General features: G+C 69.3%; 17 protein-coding genes. 10 read left to right on the top strand and 7 right to left on the bottom strand.

Features of this window, described 5'->3' with window-relative positions:
* The first annotated feature begins 19 nt into the window (after positions 1–19).
* Positions 20–916 (top strand): nuclease-related domain-containing protein, encoded by an 897-nt coding sequence (locus ACFV2O_RS34190; RefSeq protein ID WP_379255778.1) that lies wholly within the window; start codon positions 20–22, stop codon positions 914–916.
* A gap of 31 nt (positions 917–947) precedes the next feature.
* Here the strand turns inward: ACFV2O_RS34190 and ACFV2O_RS34195 are convergent, their stop codons facing one another.
* Complete coding sequence (locus ACFV2O_RS34195; RefSeq protein WP_356968611.1) at positions 948–2900, bottom strand: acyl-CoA dehydrogenase; 1953 nt, start codon at positions 2898–2900, stop codon at positions 948–950.
* A gap of 102 nt (positions 2901–3002) precedes the next feature.
* On the opposite strand from ACFV2O_RS34195, the gene ACFV2O_RS34200 reads away from it, so the two are divergent.
* The 3 genes from ACFV2O_RS34200 to ACFV2O_RS34210 are packed head-to-tail and all read left to right on the top strand — an operon-like array spanning position 3003 to position 6219.
* On the top strand, positions 3003–3656 hold the full coding sequence (locus ACFV2O_RS34200) for a TetR family transcriptional regulator (RefSeq protein WP_356968613.1): 654 nt from the start codon (positions 3003–3005) through the stop codon (positions 3654–3656).
* Positions 3656–4588 carry an ATP-binding cassette domain-containing protein gene (locus ACFV2O_RS34205; protein WP_379255780.1) on the top strand — a complete coding sequence of 311 codons (933 nt, stop codon included), beginning with the start codon at positions 3656–3658 and terminating at the stop codon, positions 4586–4588. The genes ACFV2O_RS34200 and ACFV2O_RS34205 overlap by 1 nt, the downstream gene beginning before the upstream one ends.
* The gene (locus ACFV2O_RS34210; RefSeq protein ID WP_379255782.1) at positions 4585–6219 is read left to right on the top strand and encodes an ABC transporter permease; all 1635 of its coding nucleotides are present in this window, start codon (positions 4585–4587) and stop codon (positions 6217–6219) included. The genes ACFV2O_RS34205 and ACFV2O_RS34210 overlap by 4 nt, the downstream gene beginning before the upstream one ends.
* A gap of 486 nt (positions 6220–6705) precedes the next feature.
* Here the strand turns inward: ACFV2O_RS34210 and ACFV2O_RS34215 are convergent, their stop codons facing one another.
* Positions 6706–7560: an LLM class F420-dependent oxidoreductase gene (locus ACFV2O_RS34215; RefSeq protein WP_379255829.1), complete on the bottom strand. Its 855-nt coding sequence runs from the start codon at positions 7558–7560 to the stop codon at positions 6706–6708.
* A gap of 260 nt (positions 7561–7820) precedes the next feature.
* On the opposite strand from ACFV2O_RS34215, the gene ACFV2O_RS34220 reads away from it, so the two are divergent.
* The 4 genes from ACFV2O_RS34220 to ACFV2O_RS34235 all read left to right on the top strand — a co-directional run bounded on the left by ACFV2O_RS34220 (position 7821) and on the right by ACFV2O_RS34235 (position 14096).
* Positions 7821–9218 carry a threonine/serine exporter ThrE family protein gene (locus tag ACFV2O_RS34220; RefSeq protein ID WP_379255830.1) on the top strand — a complete coding sequence of 466 codons (1398 nt, stop codon included), beginning with the start codon at positions 7821–7823 and terminating at the stop codon, positions 9216–9218.
* A gap of 106 nt (positions 9219–9324) precedes the next feature.
* On the top strand, positions 9325–9981 hold the full coding sequence (locus tag ACFV2O_RS34225; RefSeq protein ID WP_355078510.1) for a biliverdin-producing heme oxygenase: 657 nt from the start codon (positions 9325–9327) through the stop codon (positions 9979–9981).
* A gap of 85 nt (positions 9982–10066) precedes the next feature.
* Complete coding sequence (locus tag ACFV2O_RS34230) at positions 10067–11770, top strand: bifunctional metallophosphatase/5'-nucleotidase (protein ID WP_379255783.1); 1704 nt, start codon at positions 10067–10069, stop codon at positions 11768–11770.
* A gap of 301 nt (positions 11771–12071) precedes the next feature.
* On the top strand, positions 12072–14096 hold the full coding sequence (locus tag ACFV2O_RS34235; protein ID WP_355078512.1) for an SDR family oxidoreductase: 2025 nt from the start codon (positions 12072–12074) through the stop codon (positions 14094–14096).
* 60 nt (positions 14097–14156) lie between these two features.
* Here the strand turns inward: ACFV2O_RS34235 and ACFV2O_RS34240 are convergent, their stop codons facing one another.
* The gene (locus tag ACFV2O_RS34240) at positions 14157–14657 is read right to left on the bottom strand and encodes a hemerythrin domain-containing protein (RefSeq protein WP_379255785.1); all 501 of its coding nucleotides are present in this window, start codon (positions 14655–14657) and stop codon (positions 14157–14159) included.
* Between the two features lie 135 nt (positions 14658–14792).
* Here ACFV2O_RS34240 and ACFV2O_RS34245 point away from each other — a divergent pair, with 135 nt between their 5' ends.
* A complete protein-coding gene (locus ACFV2O_RS34245; protein ID WP_355080571.1) occupies positions 14793–15281 on the top strand; it encodes a CinA family protein in 489 nt (162 codons plus the stop codon).
* Between the two features lie 7 nt (positions 15282–15288).
* On the opposite strand, the gene ACFV2O_RS34250 is transcribed toward ACFV2O_RS34245, so the two are convergent.
* The 4 genes from ACFV2O_RS34250 to ACFV2O_RS34265 all read right to left on the bottom strand — a co-directional run bounded on the left by ACFV2O_RS34250 (position 15289) and on the right by ACFV2O_RS34265 (position 17626).
* Positions 15289–15498: a CDGSH iron-sulfur domain-containing protein gene (locus ACFV2O_RS34250; RefSeq protein WP_355080570.1), complete on the bottom strand. Its 210-nt coding sequence runs from the start codon at positions 15496–15498 to the stop codon at positions 15289–15291.
* On the bottom strand, positions 15476–16129 hold the full coding sequence (locus ACFV2O_RS34255) for a HemK2/MTQ2 family protein methyltransferase (RefSeq protein WP_379255787.1): 654 nt from the start codon (positions 16127–16129) through the stop codon (positions 15476–15478). Before ACFV2O_RS34255 ends, ACFV2O_RS34250 begins: the two co-directional genes overlap by 23 nt.
* A 31-nt stretch (positions 16130–16160) precedes the next feature.
* Positions 16161–17177, bottom strand: a complete 1017-nt coding sequence (locus ACFV2O_RS34260; protein ID WP_379255789.1) for an iron-containing redox enzyme family protein — start codon at positions 17175–17177, stop codon at positions 16161–16163.
* 113 nt (positions 17178–17290) lie between these two features.
* Entirely contained in the window at positions 17291–17626 is a 336-nt protein-coding gene (locus ACFV2O_RS34265; protein WP_355080564.1) for an Lsr2 family protein, read from the bottom strand.
* A 655-nt stretch (positions 17627–18281) separates the two neighbouring features.
* Between ACFV2O_RS34265 and ACFV2O_RS34270 the strand changes: the two genes are divergently transcribed.
* Entirely contained in the window at positions 18282–19421 is a 1140-nt protein-coding gene (locus ACFV2O_RS34270; RefSeq protein WP_379255792.1) for an ABC transporter substrate-binding protein, read from the top strand.
* Positions 19422–19427: the final 6 nt, after the last annotated feature.

A 19427-nucleotide genomic window follows, 5' to 3' on the forward strand; every position in this document is an offset into this window, starting at 1 on the left:
ACGTGAAGGGTGGCCGCCAATGCTCGTGCGAGTCCAGAACGCCGCAGGTACCAATGCAGAGCGGGTGCTGATCGATTGGCTGCGCACCTGGAAGGACCCCGGGAGTCCGCATGGTGTCGCGACGATCACCTGCAGCTTGTTCCACAAGGATCGGCTGCACCAATTCGACGCCGTGGTCTGGACCCCGACCAGCTGCGTGGTGATCGAGGCCGATGCACTGGTCGCCCGCCAGGATGGCGTGCTGGAGGTCCCGCTCAACGGCGAGTGGACGATCAACGGCGAGCCGGTGGCGACGGAGAGCCGCGACCGCAGCACGCCGCTGGACAAATCCCGCGAGCACACTTTCGCGTTGCAGGAATGGCTGGCCGCCCGCGGACTCGGGCAGCGGGTCGTGCACGGCGTCGCGCTGGTCGTCCCGCTGTCGGGCGCCCAGTTGCGACTCGAACAGCGGTGGGCCGATCCGAGTTTCGACGTGATCATCGGCGACGACCCGGGCCGGCTGCGGCACTACTTCGACTCGCTCGCCACGGAGGAGAAGTTCCTCTGGACGGCCAACGACGTCGCCGTCGCGTTCCGCGGTCTCGGCATCCTGCCCTACCTGCCCGCGCCGCAGGAACTGCTCAACGAGGGCTTCCTCGGCCCGATCGACATCACGCTCTGGCATGGTGGGCCCAACCAGGCGCAGGCCGAGGCCTACGCGGAGGAACTCGCGCAGGCCGAGCGGGAAGCGCAGGCGTCCGCCTTCGTCATCCGGGCGCCCTGGTACAGCCCGTGGAAGCTGTATCCACGCGAGTCCGGCGACCTCGACTTCGGGCGCGCGGTGATGCGCACCGTCCTGGCCATCGGCATGATCGTCGCCTTCGTCTGGGTCGTGTGGTTCGTGGTCACCGCGCTCACGGCGTACGGACCGGGCTGAGCGGCCGCCGACGGGGGCGACCGCCCTGCCGCTAGGACGACGCCGAGATCGGCTGGTCCCGCTGGAAGACGCTCGCGTCGTCGAGCATGGCCGCGCGCAGCATCCGCTCCGGCACGCCCATGGCCTCGACCAGGGTCGAAGCGTGCGGACGCAGCCGGTCGACCAGTTCGTTGACGCCGCGGCGCACCGCCTTCGCCCGGTCCACCGACATGAACCGGTGCATGATGTACCAGGCCTGGTTCTCCTCGATGGTGGAGTAGACGAACAGGTCGCACATCCAGTCGGCGAGTTCACGCGCGGCCGGGTCCTCGATGTCGGAGATCCCCTCGATGAACGCTTCGAGCACCAGCCGGTCGATGTGCGCCGAGCCCGCTGCCAGGATGTGGTCTTGGGCATTGTTGAACGCCTCGAACGGGCCGGTCTCCTCGGCCCTGGCGCGCAGCCGGTGCGCCGCGGTGCGGACCAGGTAGTCCTCACGGTCGGCGAACAATTGCAGTTGCACCGCCCGGCGGGACAGATCGCCCTCATCGATGGAATCGTCGCCGCGGTCACGGAGGGTCTGGATCAGCTGGCGCACGCCCGAACGCTTGCGCACCACGTCACCGGCCATGGTCGCGGCGAAGCGCACCCAGCCCAGGGCGTCCAGGTCGCGCACCTCGTCGGCGTAGGCGGTGAGCAGTTCCTTGGCCACCAACTGGGTGAGCACCACGTTGTCACCTTCGAAGGTGGTGAACACGTCGGTGTCGGCCTTCAAGGTCACCAGCCGGTTCTCCGTGAGATAACCCGCGCCGCCGCACGCTTCGCGGCACTCCTGGATGGCGCGGGTGGCGTGGTTGGTCTGCGCGACCTTGAGGCCTGCCGCGCGCTTCTCCAGCGCGCGCTGTGCGCCCGGCTCGAGATTCTGGCCGGTCTGCACCAGGTGCATCCGCCGCACCAGGTCGTTCTGCGCGAACGCGAGCGCATACGACTTCGCGACCAGCGGCAGCAGACGGCGCTGGTGGCTGCGGTAGTCCAGCAGCACGGTTTCCACCCCGGTGTCCGGGTCGGAGAACTGGCGGCGCAGCAGCGCGTAGCGCACCGCGATGCTCAAGGCGACGCGCGCGCCCGCCGCCGCGGCGCCGCCGACGCTCACCCGGCCGCGCACCAGGGTGCCGAGCGTGGTGAAGAACCGGCGGCTGGGGTTGTCGATTTCGGAGCTGTAGGTGCCGTCGGGGGCGACGTCGGCGTAGCGGTTGAGCAGGTTCTCCCGGGGCACGCGCACGTGATCGAAGACGATGCGCCCGTTGTCCACGCCGGGCAGGCCGCCCTTGAGGCCGTCGTCATAGGTGGTCACGCCGGGCAGGTCGGCGCCGTTCTCGTCGCGGATGGGCACCAGCAGGCAATGCACGCCCTTGTTCTCGCCCTGCGTGATCAGCTGCGCGAACACCGCGGCCATCCTGGCGTGTTCGGCCGCGCCCCCGATGTAGTCCTTGCGCGCCGACGGCGTCGGCGAGTGCACCACGAACTCTTGGGTCTGCGGGTCGTAGGTCGCCGTGGTCTCCAGGTTCGCGACGTCGCTGCCGTGCCCGGACTCGGTCATCGCGAAGCAGCCGAGCAGATCCAGCGAGATCAAGCGCTCGATGAACTCCCGGTGCCGTTCGGTGCCGAGATTCTCCACGGCGCCGCCGAAAAGACCCCACTGCACGCCCGACTTCACCCACAACGACAGATCCGCGTACGCGAGCATCTCCAGGCCGACCACCGCCGCGCCCGGCTCACTGGTACCGCCGTTCTCCCGGCGGAAGCCGCGCTCGGCGAACCCCATCGTGGAGATCGCCTTCATCTGCTCGAGCACGCGCGCCCGGGCGGCCTTGTAGTCCTGGTAGGGATCGGCGGTGAACTCCTCCCCGGCCAGCAAGGTCCTGGCTTCGTCCCGGACGGCCGCCCAAGGGCCGTCGAGTGCCGCGCGTAGGTGGTCCGCCGTCGTTGCCGTGCCGCTAGTCATGTCTCGACGATAGCCCCGTACACGGGCGGCAAACCGTGATGCGCGACAAGTCGGCGACAGGTCTTGCTAGACCGTTGAACGGCTGTTTAATATACTGAACATGTGTTTAACCAACAGCCCGTTCCGCAAGGATCCGCCGACGATCTGAGCACCGCGGCGCGCATTCGCGATACCGCGATCGAGGTGTTCGGCGAACACGGATTCCAGGTCGGAGTCCGCAAGATCGCCGCCGCCGCCGGCGTCTCCCCCGGCCTGGTCAACCATCACTTCGGGTCCAAGGACGGCCTGCGCGCCGCCTGCGACGACCGGGTGCTGCAGTTGATCCGCGACGAGAAGGTCAAGGCGATCACCGCGTCGTCGGTGAAGGCGGGCATGCTCGACGCCCTGGCCGAGATCGAGTCGTACGCGCCGCTGGTCGCCTACATGGTGCGTAGCCTGCAGGCAGGCGGACCGATGGCGGAATCACTGTTCGAGCACATGGCCGCAGATGCCGAGGGATACCTCGAGAAGGCGGTCGAGGCGGGCAGGATCAAACCCAGCCGCGACCCGGCGGCGCGCGCCCGATACCTGATGATGCTGAACGTCGGCGCAACCATGCTGTACATGCAGATGCGCCAGCACCGCGACGAGACGATCGACTACCGCAAGGCGATTCGCGAACTCAGCGAAGAACTCACCCCACCGGCCCTGGAGTTCTACACCCAAGGGCTGCTCACCGATCCCACGATCTTGGACACATTCACCAAGGAGAAGTGATGTCCGACATCATCGAAGTCCGCGATCTGCGCAAGACTTTCGGTCACGTCACCGCGCTCGACGGCCTCGACCTCACCGTCACCGAGGGCGAGATCCACGGCTTTCTCGGCCCCAACGGCGCGGGCAAGTCCACCACCATCCGGGTACTGCTCGGCATCCTGCGCGCCACCGGCGGGCAGGCTCGACTGTTCGGCCGCGACCCGTGGGCCGACGCGGTCGCATTGCACCGCGAATTGGCTTATGTGCCAGGCGATGTCACGTTGTGGCCGTCGCTGTCTGGCGGGGAGACCATCGATCTGCTCTCCCGGATGCGGGGCGGTCTCGACGAGAAGCGGCGCGATGAGCTGATCGAGCGCTTCGATCTCGACCCTCGCAAGAAGGCGCGCACCTATTCCAAGGGCAACCGCCAAAAGGTCTCGCTGGTCGCCGCGCTGGCCTCCGACGCGCCGCTGCTGCTGCTCGACGAGCCGACCTCGGGGCTGGATCCGCTGATGGAGCAGGTCTTCCGGGAGTGCGTGCACGAGGCGCGAGAGCGCGGCGCGACCGTCCTGTTGTCCAGCCACATCCTGTCCGAGGTCGAAGCGCTCTGCGATCGGGTCACCATCATTCGCGCCGGGCGCACGGTGGAGAGCGGGTCGCTGTCGGACCTGCGTCACCTGTCGCGTACGTCGATCACCGCCGAATTGACCGGCGACGCGGGCGATCTGAGCCGCATCCCGGGCGTGGAGGACATCGAACTCGATAACCACACGCTGCGCTGCCAGGTCGACAACGAGCACCTCGGCGAGCTCATCCGGGTGCTCGGCGACGCGGGCGTGCGCAGCCTGACCAGCACGCCGCCCACGCTCGAGGAGCTGTTCCTGCGGCACTACCACGTCGACGGCCACGGCGCCGAGTCCGGCGCGGCCACCGGGGAGAAGGTGCGAGCATGACCACCGCCATCGCCGGCCGCGCCACGGCGGCGCAGGTATTCGGCGTATCCGGCGACTTCGCGGGCACCGGGCGATTGCTGCGGCTGTACCTGCGGCGCGACCGGATCGTGCTGCCGCTGTGGACGCTGCTCATCGGCCTGATGCCCGCGTTCCAGGTCGCCAGCATCAAGGGTCTGTACGACAACCAAGCGTCGCTGGACAGCTTCGCGCGGACCACGGCCGACAGTCCCGCGCTGATCGCCATGTACGGCCCGGTGTTCAGCTCCGCGCTCGGGTCGATCGGCACCTGGAAAGCAGGCGCCATGTACACCATGATCGCCATCGCCACGGTGCTCACGGTGATCCGGCACACCCGGGTCGAGGAGGAGACCGGACGTGCGGAACTGGTGAGCGCCACCAGCATCGGGCGTTTCGCCGGTCTCACCGCGACCTTGATAATGACCTATTCGGGCGCGTTGCTCGCCGGGATCGTGTGCGCCCTGTCGCTCTACGGCATCGACCTGCCCGGAGCGGGATCGGTGGCCTTCGGCGCCGCCCTGGCCGCGTCCGGCATCGTCTGGGCGGCCGTCGCGGCGGTCGCCGCCCAGGTCAGCGCCGGTGCGCGGGTGGCGCGCGGCGTGGCCTTCGGCGCGCTCGGCGCGGCCTTCGCGCTACGTGCGGTCGGTGACGCCGGAAACGGTGTGCTTTCGTGGTTGTCGCCGATCGGCTGGTCGCTGCAGATCCGCCCGTACGCCGGGGAACGCTGGTGGGTGCTGCTGCTCTTCGCCGCCCTCGCGGTGCTGGGCACCGGCGTCGCGTACGCGTTGCTCGGCCACCGCGACGTCGGTTCCGGGCTCATCGCCGAGCGTCCGGGGCCGTCCGCGGCGGCGGCGATCCTGTCCGGTCCGTTCGGTCTGGCCTGGCGGTTGCAGCGCGGCACCCTGCTGGCGTGGACGGTGGGCTTCGCGCTCTACGGCCTGCTGATCGGCGGCGCGGTGAACAGCGTCGGCGACATGCTCGACGGCAGCGCGTCCATCCGGGACATGGTCACCCGGATGGGCGGCTCACAGCAGCTGCAGCAGTCCTTCATCACCTACGCGCTCACGATGCTCGCCGCGGCCGCGTCCGCCTACTCGATCTCCGCCGCCTTGCGGTTGCACGACGAGGAGACCAGCGCCCGGGTCGAGGCCACCCTGTCCGGCGCCGTCGGCCGCGTCCGCTACGCGTTGAGCCACATCGGCTTCGCGCTGCTCGGCCCCGCCGCCGCATTGCTGGTCTCGGGCGTGGCGATCGGGATCGTCTACGGCGCGGCGGACGGCGACCTCGGGACGAAACTTTCCCAGTCGTCGGCCGCCGCCGCCGTGCAGGTGCCCGCGGTGTGGGTCGTCACAGGCATCGCGGTCGCGCTCTACGGTCTCGCACCGCGGTTCGCCCCGGTCGCGTGGGGCGTGCTCAGCGCCATGGTGGTGATCTTCTTCGTCGGCTCGCTCGACGGCCTGCCGCACTGGATGCTCGATCTCGTGCCGTTCGTCCACCCGCCGAAGGTGCCCGGCGCCGAATTCCAGGCCCAGCCGCTGCTGTGGCTGCTCGCGACCGCCGCGGCGCTGCTCGCCGTCGGCATCACCGCATTCCGCAGCCGCGACCTGCGCTGACAGCGTCCTCCGTGGCCCGCGCGAACCCGCTTCGCGCGGGCCACTTCTCGTCAGGGGGCGGTTCGGCTCGCCGCCTGCCTGAGGCGGCGCTCGCTGCGCCCGGCGTGTGGCCACAGCCCGGCCGCACCGACGGCCGACACGATATTTGCCGTGACCGGCGGTGGGTCGCCGAACGTGGCCGCGCCGCTCCCTGGCGGTGGCCGCTACACCGGCGCCGACGCCGTGCTGCCGACGAAAGACGCGCGCCGCCGGTGCCGATCCGGCTGAGCCTGACGGTCGTCAGCGACCAGGGGGGACCGGTCTACGCGGATGGCGTTTGCGGACGGTGTCTTCGGCGCGCACCACCCCGCACCGGCGGCCGTCGCCGACGCGGGCGCGGAGCCGGGACGACGATGGCTGCTGGTCGCGGCGGGCGCTATCGTCGTGGCCGGTGCCCTGGTGAGCCCTTGTCGTGATCCGCGGACGCGGTTGGTCACGCCGCGCGTGTCACCCAGCGTGCTCGATACCCAGTTTTCCCGCCAGGCGCGTGAGGTAGGCCCGGACGTCCTCCGCGGAACGGTCGGGCAGTCCGAAAACGGCTTCGGTGACACCGGATTCGGCCCAGCGCGCCAGCTGCTCCGCGTCGTGCCGCCCGGCGAGCGCGATGACCTCAGGATTGTCGGCACGCCCCTGCTCGCGCCAGATCCGGCGCAGCAGAGCGATCTTGGGGTCCAGGTCGTCCTCGGTGGGCGTGGTGATCCATCCGTCGGCGTACTTCGCCAGCCAGGTGAAGTTCTTCTCGGTACCCGCCGCGCCGAGCAGGACCGGAATGCGCTTCTGCACCGGCTTCGGCCAGGACCAGCTGGCGCCGAAGGTGACGAACTCGCCGTCGAAGCCGGCTTCCTCTTCGGTCCAGAGCACGCGCATGGCCTCCAGATGCTCCCGCAGCACCGTTCTGCGTTTGCCCGCGGGCACGCCGTGGTGGGCCAGTTCGTCGGTGTTCCAGCCGAATCCGACGCCGAGGCTGACCCGGCCGCCGGATAGGTGATCCAGCGAGGCGATGGTCTTGGCCAGCGTGATCGGATGGTGTTCGGCGGGCAGCGCCACCGCGGTGGACAAGCCGATGCGCTCGGTCACGGACGCGGCGGTGCCGAGCGCGACCCACGGGTCCAGAGTCCGCAGATAACGGTCGTCGGGCAGGCTCGCATCGCCGGTGCGCGGGTGCGCCGCGGCCCGGACCACCGGAATGTGCGTGTGCTCGGGCACATAGAACGTGTCGAATCCGGCACGCTCGGCGGCCACCGCCGCATCCGCGGGGGTGATGCCCCGATCGCTGGTGAACAACACGATTCCGTACCGCACCGTACGCGCTCCCATCGCCGAAATTAGAACAAGTTCTACCATGAATCCGCGGTCCGACCAAGGGGTGGTCGCGACCGGCGCGCCCCCCGCGACCCGCGCGGATGCCGAGAAGACATCGGATGACTAGGTTCGCCTCCATGAGTCCTGAGGCAACTTCCGTAGGCGATGTCACCACCGGACGGGTGGATCACCTCGGCTGGCGTCGCGGGCTTCGCCTGCGGCGTGCCCGGCCGATTCCGGTCGTCACCCAGGCCGTCGGCATGCTGGTCGCGGACCGGCAGGCGACCGCGGACACCATCGTCACCGCGCCGACGCCGTTACAGCCGATCGACCTCACCGACGACGCCAGGGTCGCCGAAGTCCTCGACCTCGCGGTCCGGGTCGGCGAAGTGGTGCTGGCCTCCGGCACCGGAGTGGTGGACACCACCACGACGGTGCGGTTCATCGCCGCCACCTACGGGCTGTCCCGGTGCAGCATCGACGTCACCTACGACGCCATCCGCATCTGGGCCGACCGCGGCCCCGCGCTGCCACCGGCCAGCACGATGCGGATCGTGCACTACCGCGCCCTGGATTTCACCCGGCTCGCCGCCGTCGACCGGCTGACCCGCCGGATCCGCCACGAAGTGGTCCCACCGGTTCAGGCCCGCGCCGCACTCGACGCGATCACCTCGGCGCCGCACCCGTACCACCGCTGGACCGCCACCGCGGCGTGGTCGCTGATGGCGGCGGCGATCGCCGCGCTGCTCGGCGGCGGCGCCCTCGTGGCCGCGGTCAGTTTCGCGACCACCGCGGCGATCGACCGCACCAATCGCGTCCTCAATCGCTACGGGCTGCCGTTCTTCTTCCAGCACATGGTGGGCGGCGCCATCGCGGCGATCCCGGCCATCGTGCTGGCGAGCCTCGCCGCGCGCTTGCGGATCGACGTCGACCCGACCCTGATCATCGCGGCCGGAATCACCGTGTTGCTGAGCGGATTGCAGCTGGTCGGCTCGGTACAGGACGCGATCACCGGCGCGCCCATCACGGCCACGGCCCGCATGCTCGAGGTGATGATGATGACCGGCGGCATCATCGCGGGTATCGCGCTCACCCTGCGCATCGCCGATCTCGTCGACGCCACCGTGCCCCCGGTGTACCTGACCTCCGCCCGCGACATCACCGACCTGCCGGTGAAGATCGTGGCCGGCGCGGTGGCGGCCCTGGCGTTCGCGCTCGCCTGTTACGCCGAACGCCGGGCGCTGGCCGCGGCCGCCGGTAGCGGCGCCGCGGGCATCATCTGCTTCCTGCTCATCCAGGAGGCGGGTTTCGGCCCGGTGATCTCCTCCGGCGTCGCCGCGACGCTGGTCGGCCTGGCCGGTGGCCTGATGGCCCGCCGCGCGCTGACTCCGCCGCTGGTCGTCGCCGTCGCCGGCATCACTCCGCTGCTTCCCGGCCTCAAGGTCTACCGCGGGCTCTATGCCCTGCTCAACGACGAACTGCTGATCGGAGGCAACCAGCTGCTCGCGGCCGTCGGCGTCGGCTGCGCGCTGGCGGCGGGCGTGACTCTCGGCGAGTGGTGCGACCGCACCGTGCGCAGGCCGCGGATTCTGCGCCGGTTCGGCTCGCTGCGCCGCCCGATCGTCCGGCGCCGCCGCCGATCGACGCCCGCGCACTGACCCGCGAGGTGCATGCGCGCGCAACTTCCGACCGGTAATCTCTTATCGAACTGGTCAGGGCCCGCGATTCGGTGGCGGCCCCGCTGTGAGGTGAGGTGGTCCGGACATGTCGGAGGCAGTACCGTTCTCGGCGCAGATCCGCACCGCCACCGCGCAACAGCATGCGGAGGCGGAGAACTCCCGCTTCATGAGCGACATGCTCGGCGGATCGCTCGGCGTCGACTCGTATCACCGCTACACCGGCCAGCTCTGGTTCATCTACCGCGCGCTCGAACAGCGGTGGGCGGCGCTGGCCGACGACCCGGTGGCCGGGCCGTTCATCCGGCCCGAGCTGGCCCGGACGGCGGAACTCGAGCGCGACCTCACGCATCTGCTCGGCTCCGGCTGGCGAACCGGCTTGGAGCCGCTGCCCGCCACCGCCGCCTACGCCGAACGCATCGACGAGTGCGCGCGCGACTGGCCCGCCGGGTACATCGCCCACCACTACACCCGCTACCTCGGCGACCTGTCCGGCGGACAGGTCATCCGCGGCACCGCGGAGAAGCTGTGGGACCTACCGCATCGCGGCGACGGCGTCCGCTTCTACGTCTTCGACGGAGTCGGCAATCCCGCCGCGTTCAAGCGGGAATACCGTGCCCTGCTCGACCGGCTGCCGCTCGACGACCTGGAGCGCCGCCGCGTGCTCGACGAGGGCAGGCGCGCCTTCGCGATGAACACCGCGGTCTTCGAGGAACTCGCCGAGGAATTCCCGGCCGCGCAGTAGCGGGATCGGGCGCGGCGCATCGCCGTGCGGCAGGCGGCATTTCGGCTGTTGTGCGCGACCGTCGCCGACGTGGGACAGTCGTGATATGAGAGCGCGTCGCCGCATCGCCGTGGTTCTTGCCGGTCTTGTCGGTGTCGGTCTGGTGGGGGGTTGCGGCACGACGTCCGACCCCGGCGCCGGTCCCGGCTCCTCGACGGCGGCCGGGATCGTGCCGTTGATCTCGACGAACGACCTGCGTGCGGCGCAACCGGACGAGGTGCACCTGTTCGGCTTCAACGATCTGCACGGCAATCTGCAGCCGCCGAGCGGGTCCAACGGCAGGATCGCGCAATACGACGCGGGCGGAGCCGCGTATCTCGCCACTCATCTCGCCCGGCTGAAGGCCGCCTATCCGTCCAGCGCGGTGGTGGCGGCCGGCGACAACATCGGGGCCAGCCCGCTGATCTCCAGCCTGTTCCACGACGAGCCGACGATCGACTTCCTCGACAACGTGGGAGTGGCCGCGTCCGCAGTCGGCAACCACGAATTCGACGACGGCGTGCTGGAATTGGCGCGCTTGCAACAAGGCGGGTGCGCCTTCGACGGATGTTCTCCCGGCGCTCCGTTCACCGGCGCGAAATTTCCGTATCTCGCGGCGAACGTCATCGACGCGCAGGGCAACCCACCGCCCGCGCTGCGCCCGTGGACCATGCTCGAGGTGGGCGGCCATCGGATCGGCGTAGTCGGCACGGTCACGCCCGAAACCGCGAGCATCGTTCTGCCCGAAGGCATCCGGGGCTTCCACTTCGGCGACGAAGCCGCCGCGATCAATCGCTACGTGCCGGAGTTGAAGGCGGCGGGCGCCGAAGCGATCGTGGCGCTGGTGCACGACGGCGGTTCCCAGCGGCCGGAGCGGAACGCGGCCCTGGACTACAACGGCTGTGCGAACGTCACCCCGAACGTGACGGGACTGGCCGAGCGGATCGACCCCGCGGTCCGGGCGGTGTTCACCGCCCACAGCCACCAGCCCTATGTGTGCACCATCGGCGGCAAGGTGATCACCCAGGCCGCCTCGTACGGGCGGCTCGTCACCGACGTCACGCTGCGTTTCGGCGGCGACGGCGTGCAGGCCTCGGCGGTCAACCGCGTGGTGACCCGCGAGGTGACACCCGACGCTCAGACGACCGCGCTGATCGATTTCTACACCGAGCAGTCCCGGCCGCGCGCGGGCCGCGTCGTCGGCGCGGCCGCGAACGCCCTCCCGCACGACCCGGGACCGGCGGGCACCTCGCCCCTGGGCGACGTGATCGCCGATTCCATGCTGTCGGTCACGGCGGGTCCGGCCGCCGCCGTCGCCGCCTTCATGAACCCCGGTGGCGTGCGCGCCGATCTGAAGCAGGGGCCGGTCACTTATGGCGACCTCTACACCGTCCAACCGTTCGGCAACCAGGTCGTCACGCTCACGCTGACCGGCAGCCAGATCCTGCGCCTGCTGGAACAGCAGTGGAACAACTCCGGCAAATCGACCATTCTGTCTCCGGCGGGGATCAGCTATACCTATTCCGACACCGCCCCCACAGGCGCGAAGGTGATCGCCGACAGCGTCCGCATCGCAGGTCAGCCACTGAATCCCGTCGCGACGTATCGCATCACGACCAACAACTTCCTGGCTTCGGGAGGCGACGGATTCACCGTCTTCACCGAGGGAGCCGATACCGCGGTGGGCCCGACCGACTTGGACGCCTTCGAGACGTTTCTGCGCGACAAGCCTCCGCTGCAGACGCCACCCGCCCGCGTCGAGAAGAAGTAGCGAGACCGGACGCTGCCCAGTTGCTGGACACTCGACCAGAACTCGGGTAACTGGAAATCTTTGTAACACATACCGTTTGACCTGCGCCGACGGTGACCAGTCCCACAGGGTGAACGGGTCATGATCGCTTGCCGGGGCCGCACGCGGTCGATTACTGTTGAGTAATAAGTCAGGACGAAGGTGTTCCTACTTTCGGCCCGACGTCTGTCGCTGGGGGCCGAATCGACGCTGTCCGCATCCATTGCCGCATGCCGGATGAATTGTGCGACAACAAGGTTCGACTGAACAGCAGGAGAGTGCGATGGCCACTTACATCGTGACGGGCGGGACCGGTTTCCTGGGCAGGCGGGTTGTGCAAGACCTGCTGGACAACGACGCCGAGGCGATCGTCCACGTGCTGGTGCGTGAGACGTCACTGGGCAAATTCACCGACATCGCGGCGGGCTGGCGCGGCGCCGAGCGGGTCTACGCGCTGATCGGCGATCTCACCGCCGAAGGGCTCGGTTTGGCGTGCGAAGCGCCACGGGCCGACCACATCGTTCATCTGGGCGCGGTCTACGACATGACGGCCGACGAGGACACCGCGCACGCGGCGAACGTCACCGGCACGCGCTCGGTGCTGGCGCTGGCTCGCGAGCTGGGCGCGGTGCTGCACCACGTGTCTTCCGTGGCGGTGGCGGGCGACCACAAAGGCAAGTTCTTCGAGGAGGACTTCGACCTCGGACAGCAGCTGACCTCGCCGTATCACCGCACCAAGTTCGCCGCCGAGAAACTCGTCCGCCAGGCGCGCGGCGTGCGCTGGCGGGTCTATCGGCCCGCGATCGTCGTGGGCGATTCCCGCACCGGCGAGATGGACAAGATCGACGGCCCCTACTACTTCTTCGGCGCGATCGCGCGGCTGGCCACGCTGCCGTCCGATCTGCCGTTGCCGCTGCCCGATCTCGGCGCCACGAATATCGTTCCGGTCGACTACGTCTCGGCCGCCATGAGCGAACTGATCCGTCGCCCCGGCCTGGACGGACGCACCTTCCACCTGGTCAACCCCGAGCCGCAGCCCTTCGGGGAGGTGTATCGCGCGCTCGCCGCCGCGGCGGGCGCCCCGACCGGCGTGGGAACGGTGCCGGGCAGCGGTTTGGCGCTCAGCGGCCTCGCGCACATCCCCGGCGTCACCACCGTGCGCGATTTCCTGCTCGAGCAGGTGGGCATCCCGGCCGAAGTCGCTCCGCACACCTCGTTCTCCGCGGAGTTCATCAGCGATTCGACCCGCGCCCAGCTGCGCGGCTCCGGTCTGACCGTCCCGTCGTTCGACAGCTACGCCGAGCGGTTGTGGCAGTACTGGCGCGACCACCTCGACCCGCAGCGCGGCCGCGTGTCGGTCACCGGTGACCCGCTCGCCGGGCGGGTCGTGCTCATCACCGGAGCGTCCTCCGGTATCGGACTGGCCACCGCGCACGCCGTCGCCCGGCGCGGCGCCACGGTCCTCATGGTCGCCCGCGGTCACGACGACCTGGCGGCCGCCGCCGAGGCGGTGCGCGCGGAGGGCGGTGTCGCGCATACCTACCCGTGCGACATCACCGACTCCGAAGCGGTCGAGAAGCTCGTGCAGTGCGTCCTCGACGACCACGGCCACGTCGACTACCTGGTGAACAACGCGGGCCGTTCGATCCGCCGCTCCGTGCTCAACTCCACCGACCGGATGCACGATTTCGAGCGCACCATGGCGGTGAACTACTTCGGCGCCGTGCGGCTCATCCTGGGACTGCTGCCGTCGATGCGAGCGCGCCGCTTCGGGCACGTGGTCAACATCTCCTCGATCGCGGTGCAGACCAAGGTGCCCCGGTTCGCCGCCTACGTGGCGAGCAAGTCGGCGCTGGACAACTTCAGCGACATCGCGGCGGTGGAGAACCGGGATGCCGGTATCACGTTCACCTCGGTGCGGATGCCGCTGGTGCGGACCCCGATGATCGCCCCGACCGACCTGTACCGCTCGCTTCCGGTGCCGGATCCGGATCAGGCCGCGGCGATCGTGGTGCGCGCGCTGGAGGACCGGCCGCATCGCATCGACACGCCCGTCGGCACCTTCGCCCAGGCGGTCGAGTTGCTGATGCCGTCGGTGAAGCGTCAGATCATGCACCAGGGCTTCCGGCTGTTCGGGGAGTCCCGCGCGGCGCGGGGCGGCTCGGACCGCCGTCCGGCCGATCCGTCGCCCGCTGCCGAAGCGCCCGGCGGCGCGCTGTCCGCGCTGGCGCCGGTGATCATGCCGCTCATGGCGCTGCCCTCCCCCGCGGCGCGCGTCGCGCGCGTGGTTCCGGGCTTGCAGTGGTGACCGTGCAGGACTGAGGGGTGGGGGCGCCCCCCCGGGGGGGCCCCCCCCCCCCCGACCGGATCAGGCCAGCACGGCGTCGACGGCCTTCTTCAAAGCCGACGGCTGCGCGGGCGAGGTCGGCGCCTTCTTCCTCAGCTCTTGCAGCCGCGCCCCGATCTCCTGGAGCTGCTTACGTCCCAGGCGTTCCCGCACCTTCGGGAACCACTCGTTCTCCTCCTCATCGATATGGTGGTCGACGTTCTCGATCAGCACGGTGGTCTTGGCGGTGAAGTGCTCGTCGTCGGGCTTCATCGTCGCCAGCTCGCTGACCAGCACGTCGGCGACGTGGTGCTCCTCGTAGGACTCCAGGATGTCGTCCTCGAGCTCGGGGACGAGCTTGCGCACCTCGGGGTACATGCACTCGTTCTCGAGATAGGTGTGCACGGTGAGCGCCTCAATGATCTTGTTCACCACGTTCGCCTTGGTCCGGATGGCGTCGTCGCCTGCTTTCTCGAACTCCCGGAAGAGTTTTCGGATCGCCTTGTGGTCGTCACGAAGCAGCACGATCGCGTCGGTGGTCATCGCTTTCTCCTTGCGTCGGGGCCGGTTCTCTGCCGACATTCCCGGCGCCGCGCCCCCGAAACCGCGACGTCCGCCGCGCGGCCGGACCCTCTGCGGGTCGTATGGTGAGCCGCGGACAGCACAGGAAGGACCAAGATGCCCCACGCCGACGACTACGCACACGAGCTGGCCGAATTGGCGCAGCGCTCGGAAACCACCGTCGCGGTCGCCGAATCGCTCACCGCGGGCAGGCTGTGCGCCACGTTCGGCGCCGCGCCCGACTCTTCCACCTGGTTTCGCGGCGGGCTCGTCGCCTACAGCTCGGAGGTCAAGCGAACGGTTCTCGGGGTGCCCGACGTGCCGGTCGTGTCACGTCCCGCGGCCGAAGCGATGGCCACCGGTGTCCGGAGCCTGCTGAATGCCGTTGTCGCCGTTGCCGTCACGGGCGCGGGCGGTCCCGACCCGCAGGACGGACAGCCGCCGGGCTCGGTGTGGTTCGCGATCGCCACCGAGCACGACGTGCGCGCATGGCACCATCAGTTCGACGGGGAACCGGAGGACGTGCTCGAGCAGACCACCGCCTGCGCGGCCGAGGCGCTGCTCGACACCGTGCGCGACCTGCGCTCGGACCGTTCGCCGAAGTGACCCGCGGTCACGACGAACGGCGATGCTTACGGTGGCTGGTGTCGCAGAACGGGTAGTTCTTCGAGCGCTTACACAGGCACAAGGCCACCAGGAACCGGTCGGAGCGCACCGTCCGGCCGTCCGCGGTGACGAACTCGACCGGGCCCTCGATCAACGCGGGGCCGTCGGCGGTGAGCGTCACTCGCCGCCACTGCTCATTGCCGGATTCGGTCGGCACGGATCACCACCAGATCTTCCATACGCTGGCCGGGTCCGATCAGCCCGGCCGATTCCAGCCAGTCCGCGCGGCGGCGCAGCACCGGCCCGAACGGCACGGTCGCCCTGGCCACGACAGCTGCCTTCAATTCTCGCTCGCGCAGCTGGGCCAGCGTCGTATCCGGATCCGACAGCGCCGAATGCACGATCAACGCGACACCACGCGGTTTCAACAGGGCGGGCAGCGCCACGCACAACTGGTCGAGGACCGCCCTCCCCCCGGAACCCGCATTCCACGCACGAGCGATGCCGCGCGTGTGGACCCCCACGGGGGCCGGGACATACGGCGGGTTGGCCAGCACCAGATCGAAACTGCGCCCGCCGAGGACCGCGGCGAAATCACCGCGCAGCACCTCGGCCTCGATACCGCGCATCCGGCAGTTCAGCCACGCGGACACCACCGCGGCCCTGGACACGTCCACCGCCGTCACCTTCGAGGCTCCCGCGTACGCGGCGGCGACGGCCAAGGCGCCGGTGCCGGTACACACGTCCACCGCGTGCCCGCCGCTCGGAACACCCGCCTCGGACAGAGCGCGGACGAGCAGCCAGGTGTCCAGCTGCGGCGGATAGACACCGGGGGGTCGAATCAACATCACATTCGCCGGATAGCCCGCCCAGCGGTACTCAATCACCCCCGCTGACCGTCTCGCTGCCGGTTTCCCGCAACGAGCTGCGGCCCGCGCGCCAGGCCTCGAGCACATGATCGGCGAATCGGTCCTCGAGCAGGTTCGTCACCTGGATACCGAATACCACCGACTCGGTCAGCTCGGGCTCCCGCCGGAGCAGATCGCCGATCACGCCGGTGCGCATGACCTGCTCGTGCACCGCGTCGGCTTCGACGTGCTCGCGGTAGAACAGCAGACACGCGGGGTCGGCGGCCAAACGTTCCAGCGCCTCCACCAGCCGCTGCGCGCCCGGCGGCGAGGTGATCTCCACCGTGGCGAAATGCCCCACCAGCGCGCCCCGCCACGACCGGTGCAGCCCGAACAGCGACATCATGTTCATCAGCGCGAGCATCGGCGCGGGCACCACATCCAGATAGTGCAGATAGTCCGGGTTGAGCCCGGCGCCCGCCAGCAGATCGGCATACAGCTGCGCGTGCACGCGCTCGCCGCGCCCGCCTCCGAACTCGTCGAACTCCACCGCCACCAGCGACGCCTTGGCTTGGCCGCGCAGCCGGGGAATCACCCAGGCGTAGGGGTCGGCCTCTTTGTGGTGATAGATCGAACGGTGCACGAAATATTCGCGCATCTGCCACCATTCGCTCTCGTCGCGCAGGAAACGGCTCAACCCCTCCGGGTCGGCGGGCGTCACCAGCAACCGTTCCAGCTCCGCGTCGAGATCATCGCCACCGGGCACGTCCTCGCGCAGCGCGCGCAGGAATCTCTGTTCCAGCGCGGCGCGCAGCCCCAGCAGACCCGGGTCCCATTCCCATCCCGCGTCGACGGCCGCGAAACCGTGATAGTGCAGTTCGTAGCAGGTGTGCAGCGCCAGATGCAGGTCTTCGCCGTACGGGTCCACCGAGCCCGGCACCGGCACCGAACCACCTGGTCGGCTGCCCAGCAGTTTCACCACCGCCTCCGACAGCTCGCCGCGCGGGCGGGGCAGGTCCTGCTTCGGAGCGCCTATCGTGACCGTCATACCGATCGTTTACCCCCGTCGAGCGCTGTTATCGCGGCGCGGCGCGGTAAGAATGCCGTGGCCGTCCCCGCAGACGCGAGGACGGTCACGAACCGAGACGAACTGTCCCGGAGCTACCCGTTCGCCTTCTTGTACGCCTCGACCACCTCGGCGGAGATACGTCCACGCGCCGAGACGTCGATGCCGTTCTTGCGCGCCCACTCCCGGATCACCGTGGCTTGTTCCCGGTCGTTCGCCGACCGCATGACACCGCCGCGGCCGCGCCGCGCACGGCCGACCTTGCGGGCATACGGAACCCATTGTTCGAAGAATCCGCGCAACTGACCGGCATTCTCCGTCGACAAGTCCATCTCGTAGGCCACGCCGTCCACGGCGAAAGACACGGTTTCCTCGGCCTGAGACTTGCCGTCGTAGTCATCGACCAGTGTCACGACGACCTTGCGTGCCATACAGATAATCCCTTCACGGTTACCGAGCGCGTGCAGTCGAAAAAACAATCGTAGCCAGTAAATAACAGATCGGTTCCGCCCCCGGAACACCGGGGTCCCCCTCGCGGCGCAGGACGGTTCGCGGCGAACAGCTATTGCGGCAACCGTCGAGCCTCCACATATTGCCCGCGCACCCGGCGCAGTGGCAAACCGCCCTGCCAGGACGAGCGCGACCGGAGAAAGAAGCGGTGGCGGGCTATCGGTGACCGATGTGCGCAATCGACATTCGTACGCTGCATTTCCTTTTTCGAGCGGCAACGCCATCGGCCGAAGCGGCTCCGGCCAGCCGAACAATCCACGCGATCCCGCCGTCGGCGACGGGGCCGGGCAAGACGACACTGGTCGGTCGCGTCGGTGAACCGGACCTCCGAAGCGGGACAACGCGCGAGATCGACGGCATCCCACCCGAATTGCGAACACCACCGCCTGTGCTTCCCCCACGCCGCCGCTGCGACGACAAGGCAGCCGGATTCGATCGCGCTGACGCGAAATATGTCTCCGCGAAGGTGTTGCTGCGAACCTGAGAGCCTCCGGCGCTTCGGCTGATCGGTGCGCCCGGCCCGCCGGAATCTCGGGCGCGGTGAACCGTCGGCCAGCAGGGAAAGGCATCGAGCACATGGCAGACAACGACGATCAGCACGCCCCGGAGCAGGGCGGCGAGCCGGACGACGCGCTCACCGCGCCCGCGGACCCACCCGCCCCGGTGGATCCGGAGGACGAGGATCTGGCAGCACCGGCGGAACCGGACACTCCCGCACTGTCGCGGCGCAAGCTGTTCGCGGGCGCGGGCATCGCCGCGGCGGTGGTCGCGGGCGGCGGCCTGGCCGCGTGGCTCACCACACGCCGCACTCCCGGCGCCGGAGGGGTGAACCGCGCCCTGAAGATCGGCTACGGCGGCGGCGTCTGCGAGGCGCCGCTGTACGTGGCGCATCACGAGAAGATCTTCGAGAAGCACGGATTGGACGTGCAGATCGTCAAAACCGGCGGCGACGAGATCAAGGACGCGGTGGGCGCGGGCAAACTCGACGCGGCGCCGGGCATCTTCTTCTCCTGGCTCAAACCGATCGAACAGGGCATCGACGCCAAACTCGCCGCCGGGCTGCACGAGGGCTGCCTGCGCATCGTGGTGCCCCCCGACAGCCCGATCAAGTCCGTCGCCGAGCTGCGGGGCAAGCCGATCGGCGTCGGCGCGATCGGCGATTCGGCGATGTCGTTCTTCTCCTTGGACCTGCTCGACGCGGGCATCAACCCGAGCGAGGACATCGACTGGCGGGTCTTCGCCGCCGACCAGCTGACCGACGCGCTGGTGCGCGGTGACATCGCCGCGATCGCGGCCAGCGACCCCAACGGCCTGCTGCCCACACTGAAGGGCAAGGCTCGCGAACTGACCAACAACTCCCAGGGCACCAACCGGCAGCTCTACTGCTGCGCGACCGCCATCAACGGGCGGCTGCTGCGCGAGGACCCGGACGTGGCGCGGGCGCTGGTGACCGCGTGGGCCGAGGGCAGCCGATGGGCGGGCGCGAACATCCCGCAGGCCGCGGCCATCGAAGTCGACAACAAGTACGTCGCGGCGGACCAACCGACCATCGAAGCGATCCTGAAGACCTACGGGTACAACCCGTCGGCGGCGCGACTCGAGAGCGAGATCACTTCCGGCATCGTCAAATTCGCCAAGACCGGCTACCTGGACCGCAAGACCGATCCGAACGCGCTGGCCGGCAAGGTCTACGCGGATCTCGGGCTGAACTGGTGACACCGC

The sequence above is a fragment of the Nocardia sp. NPDC059691 genome (genome assembly GCF_042733915.1).
Lineage (GTDB): Bacteria > Actinomycetota > Actinomycetes > Mycobacteriales > Mycobacteriaceae > Nocardia > Nocardia sichangensis.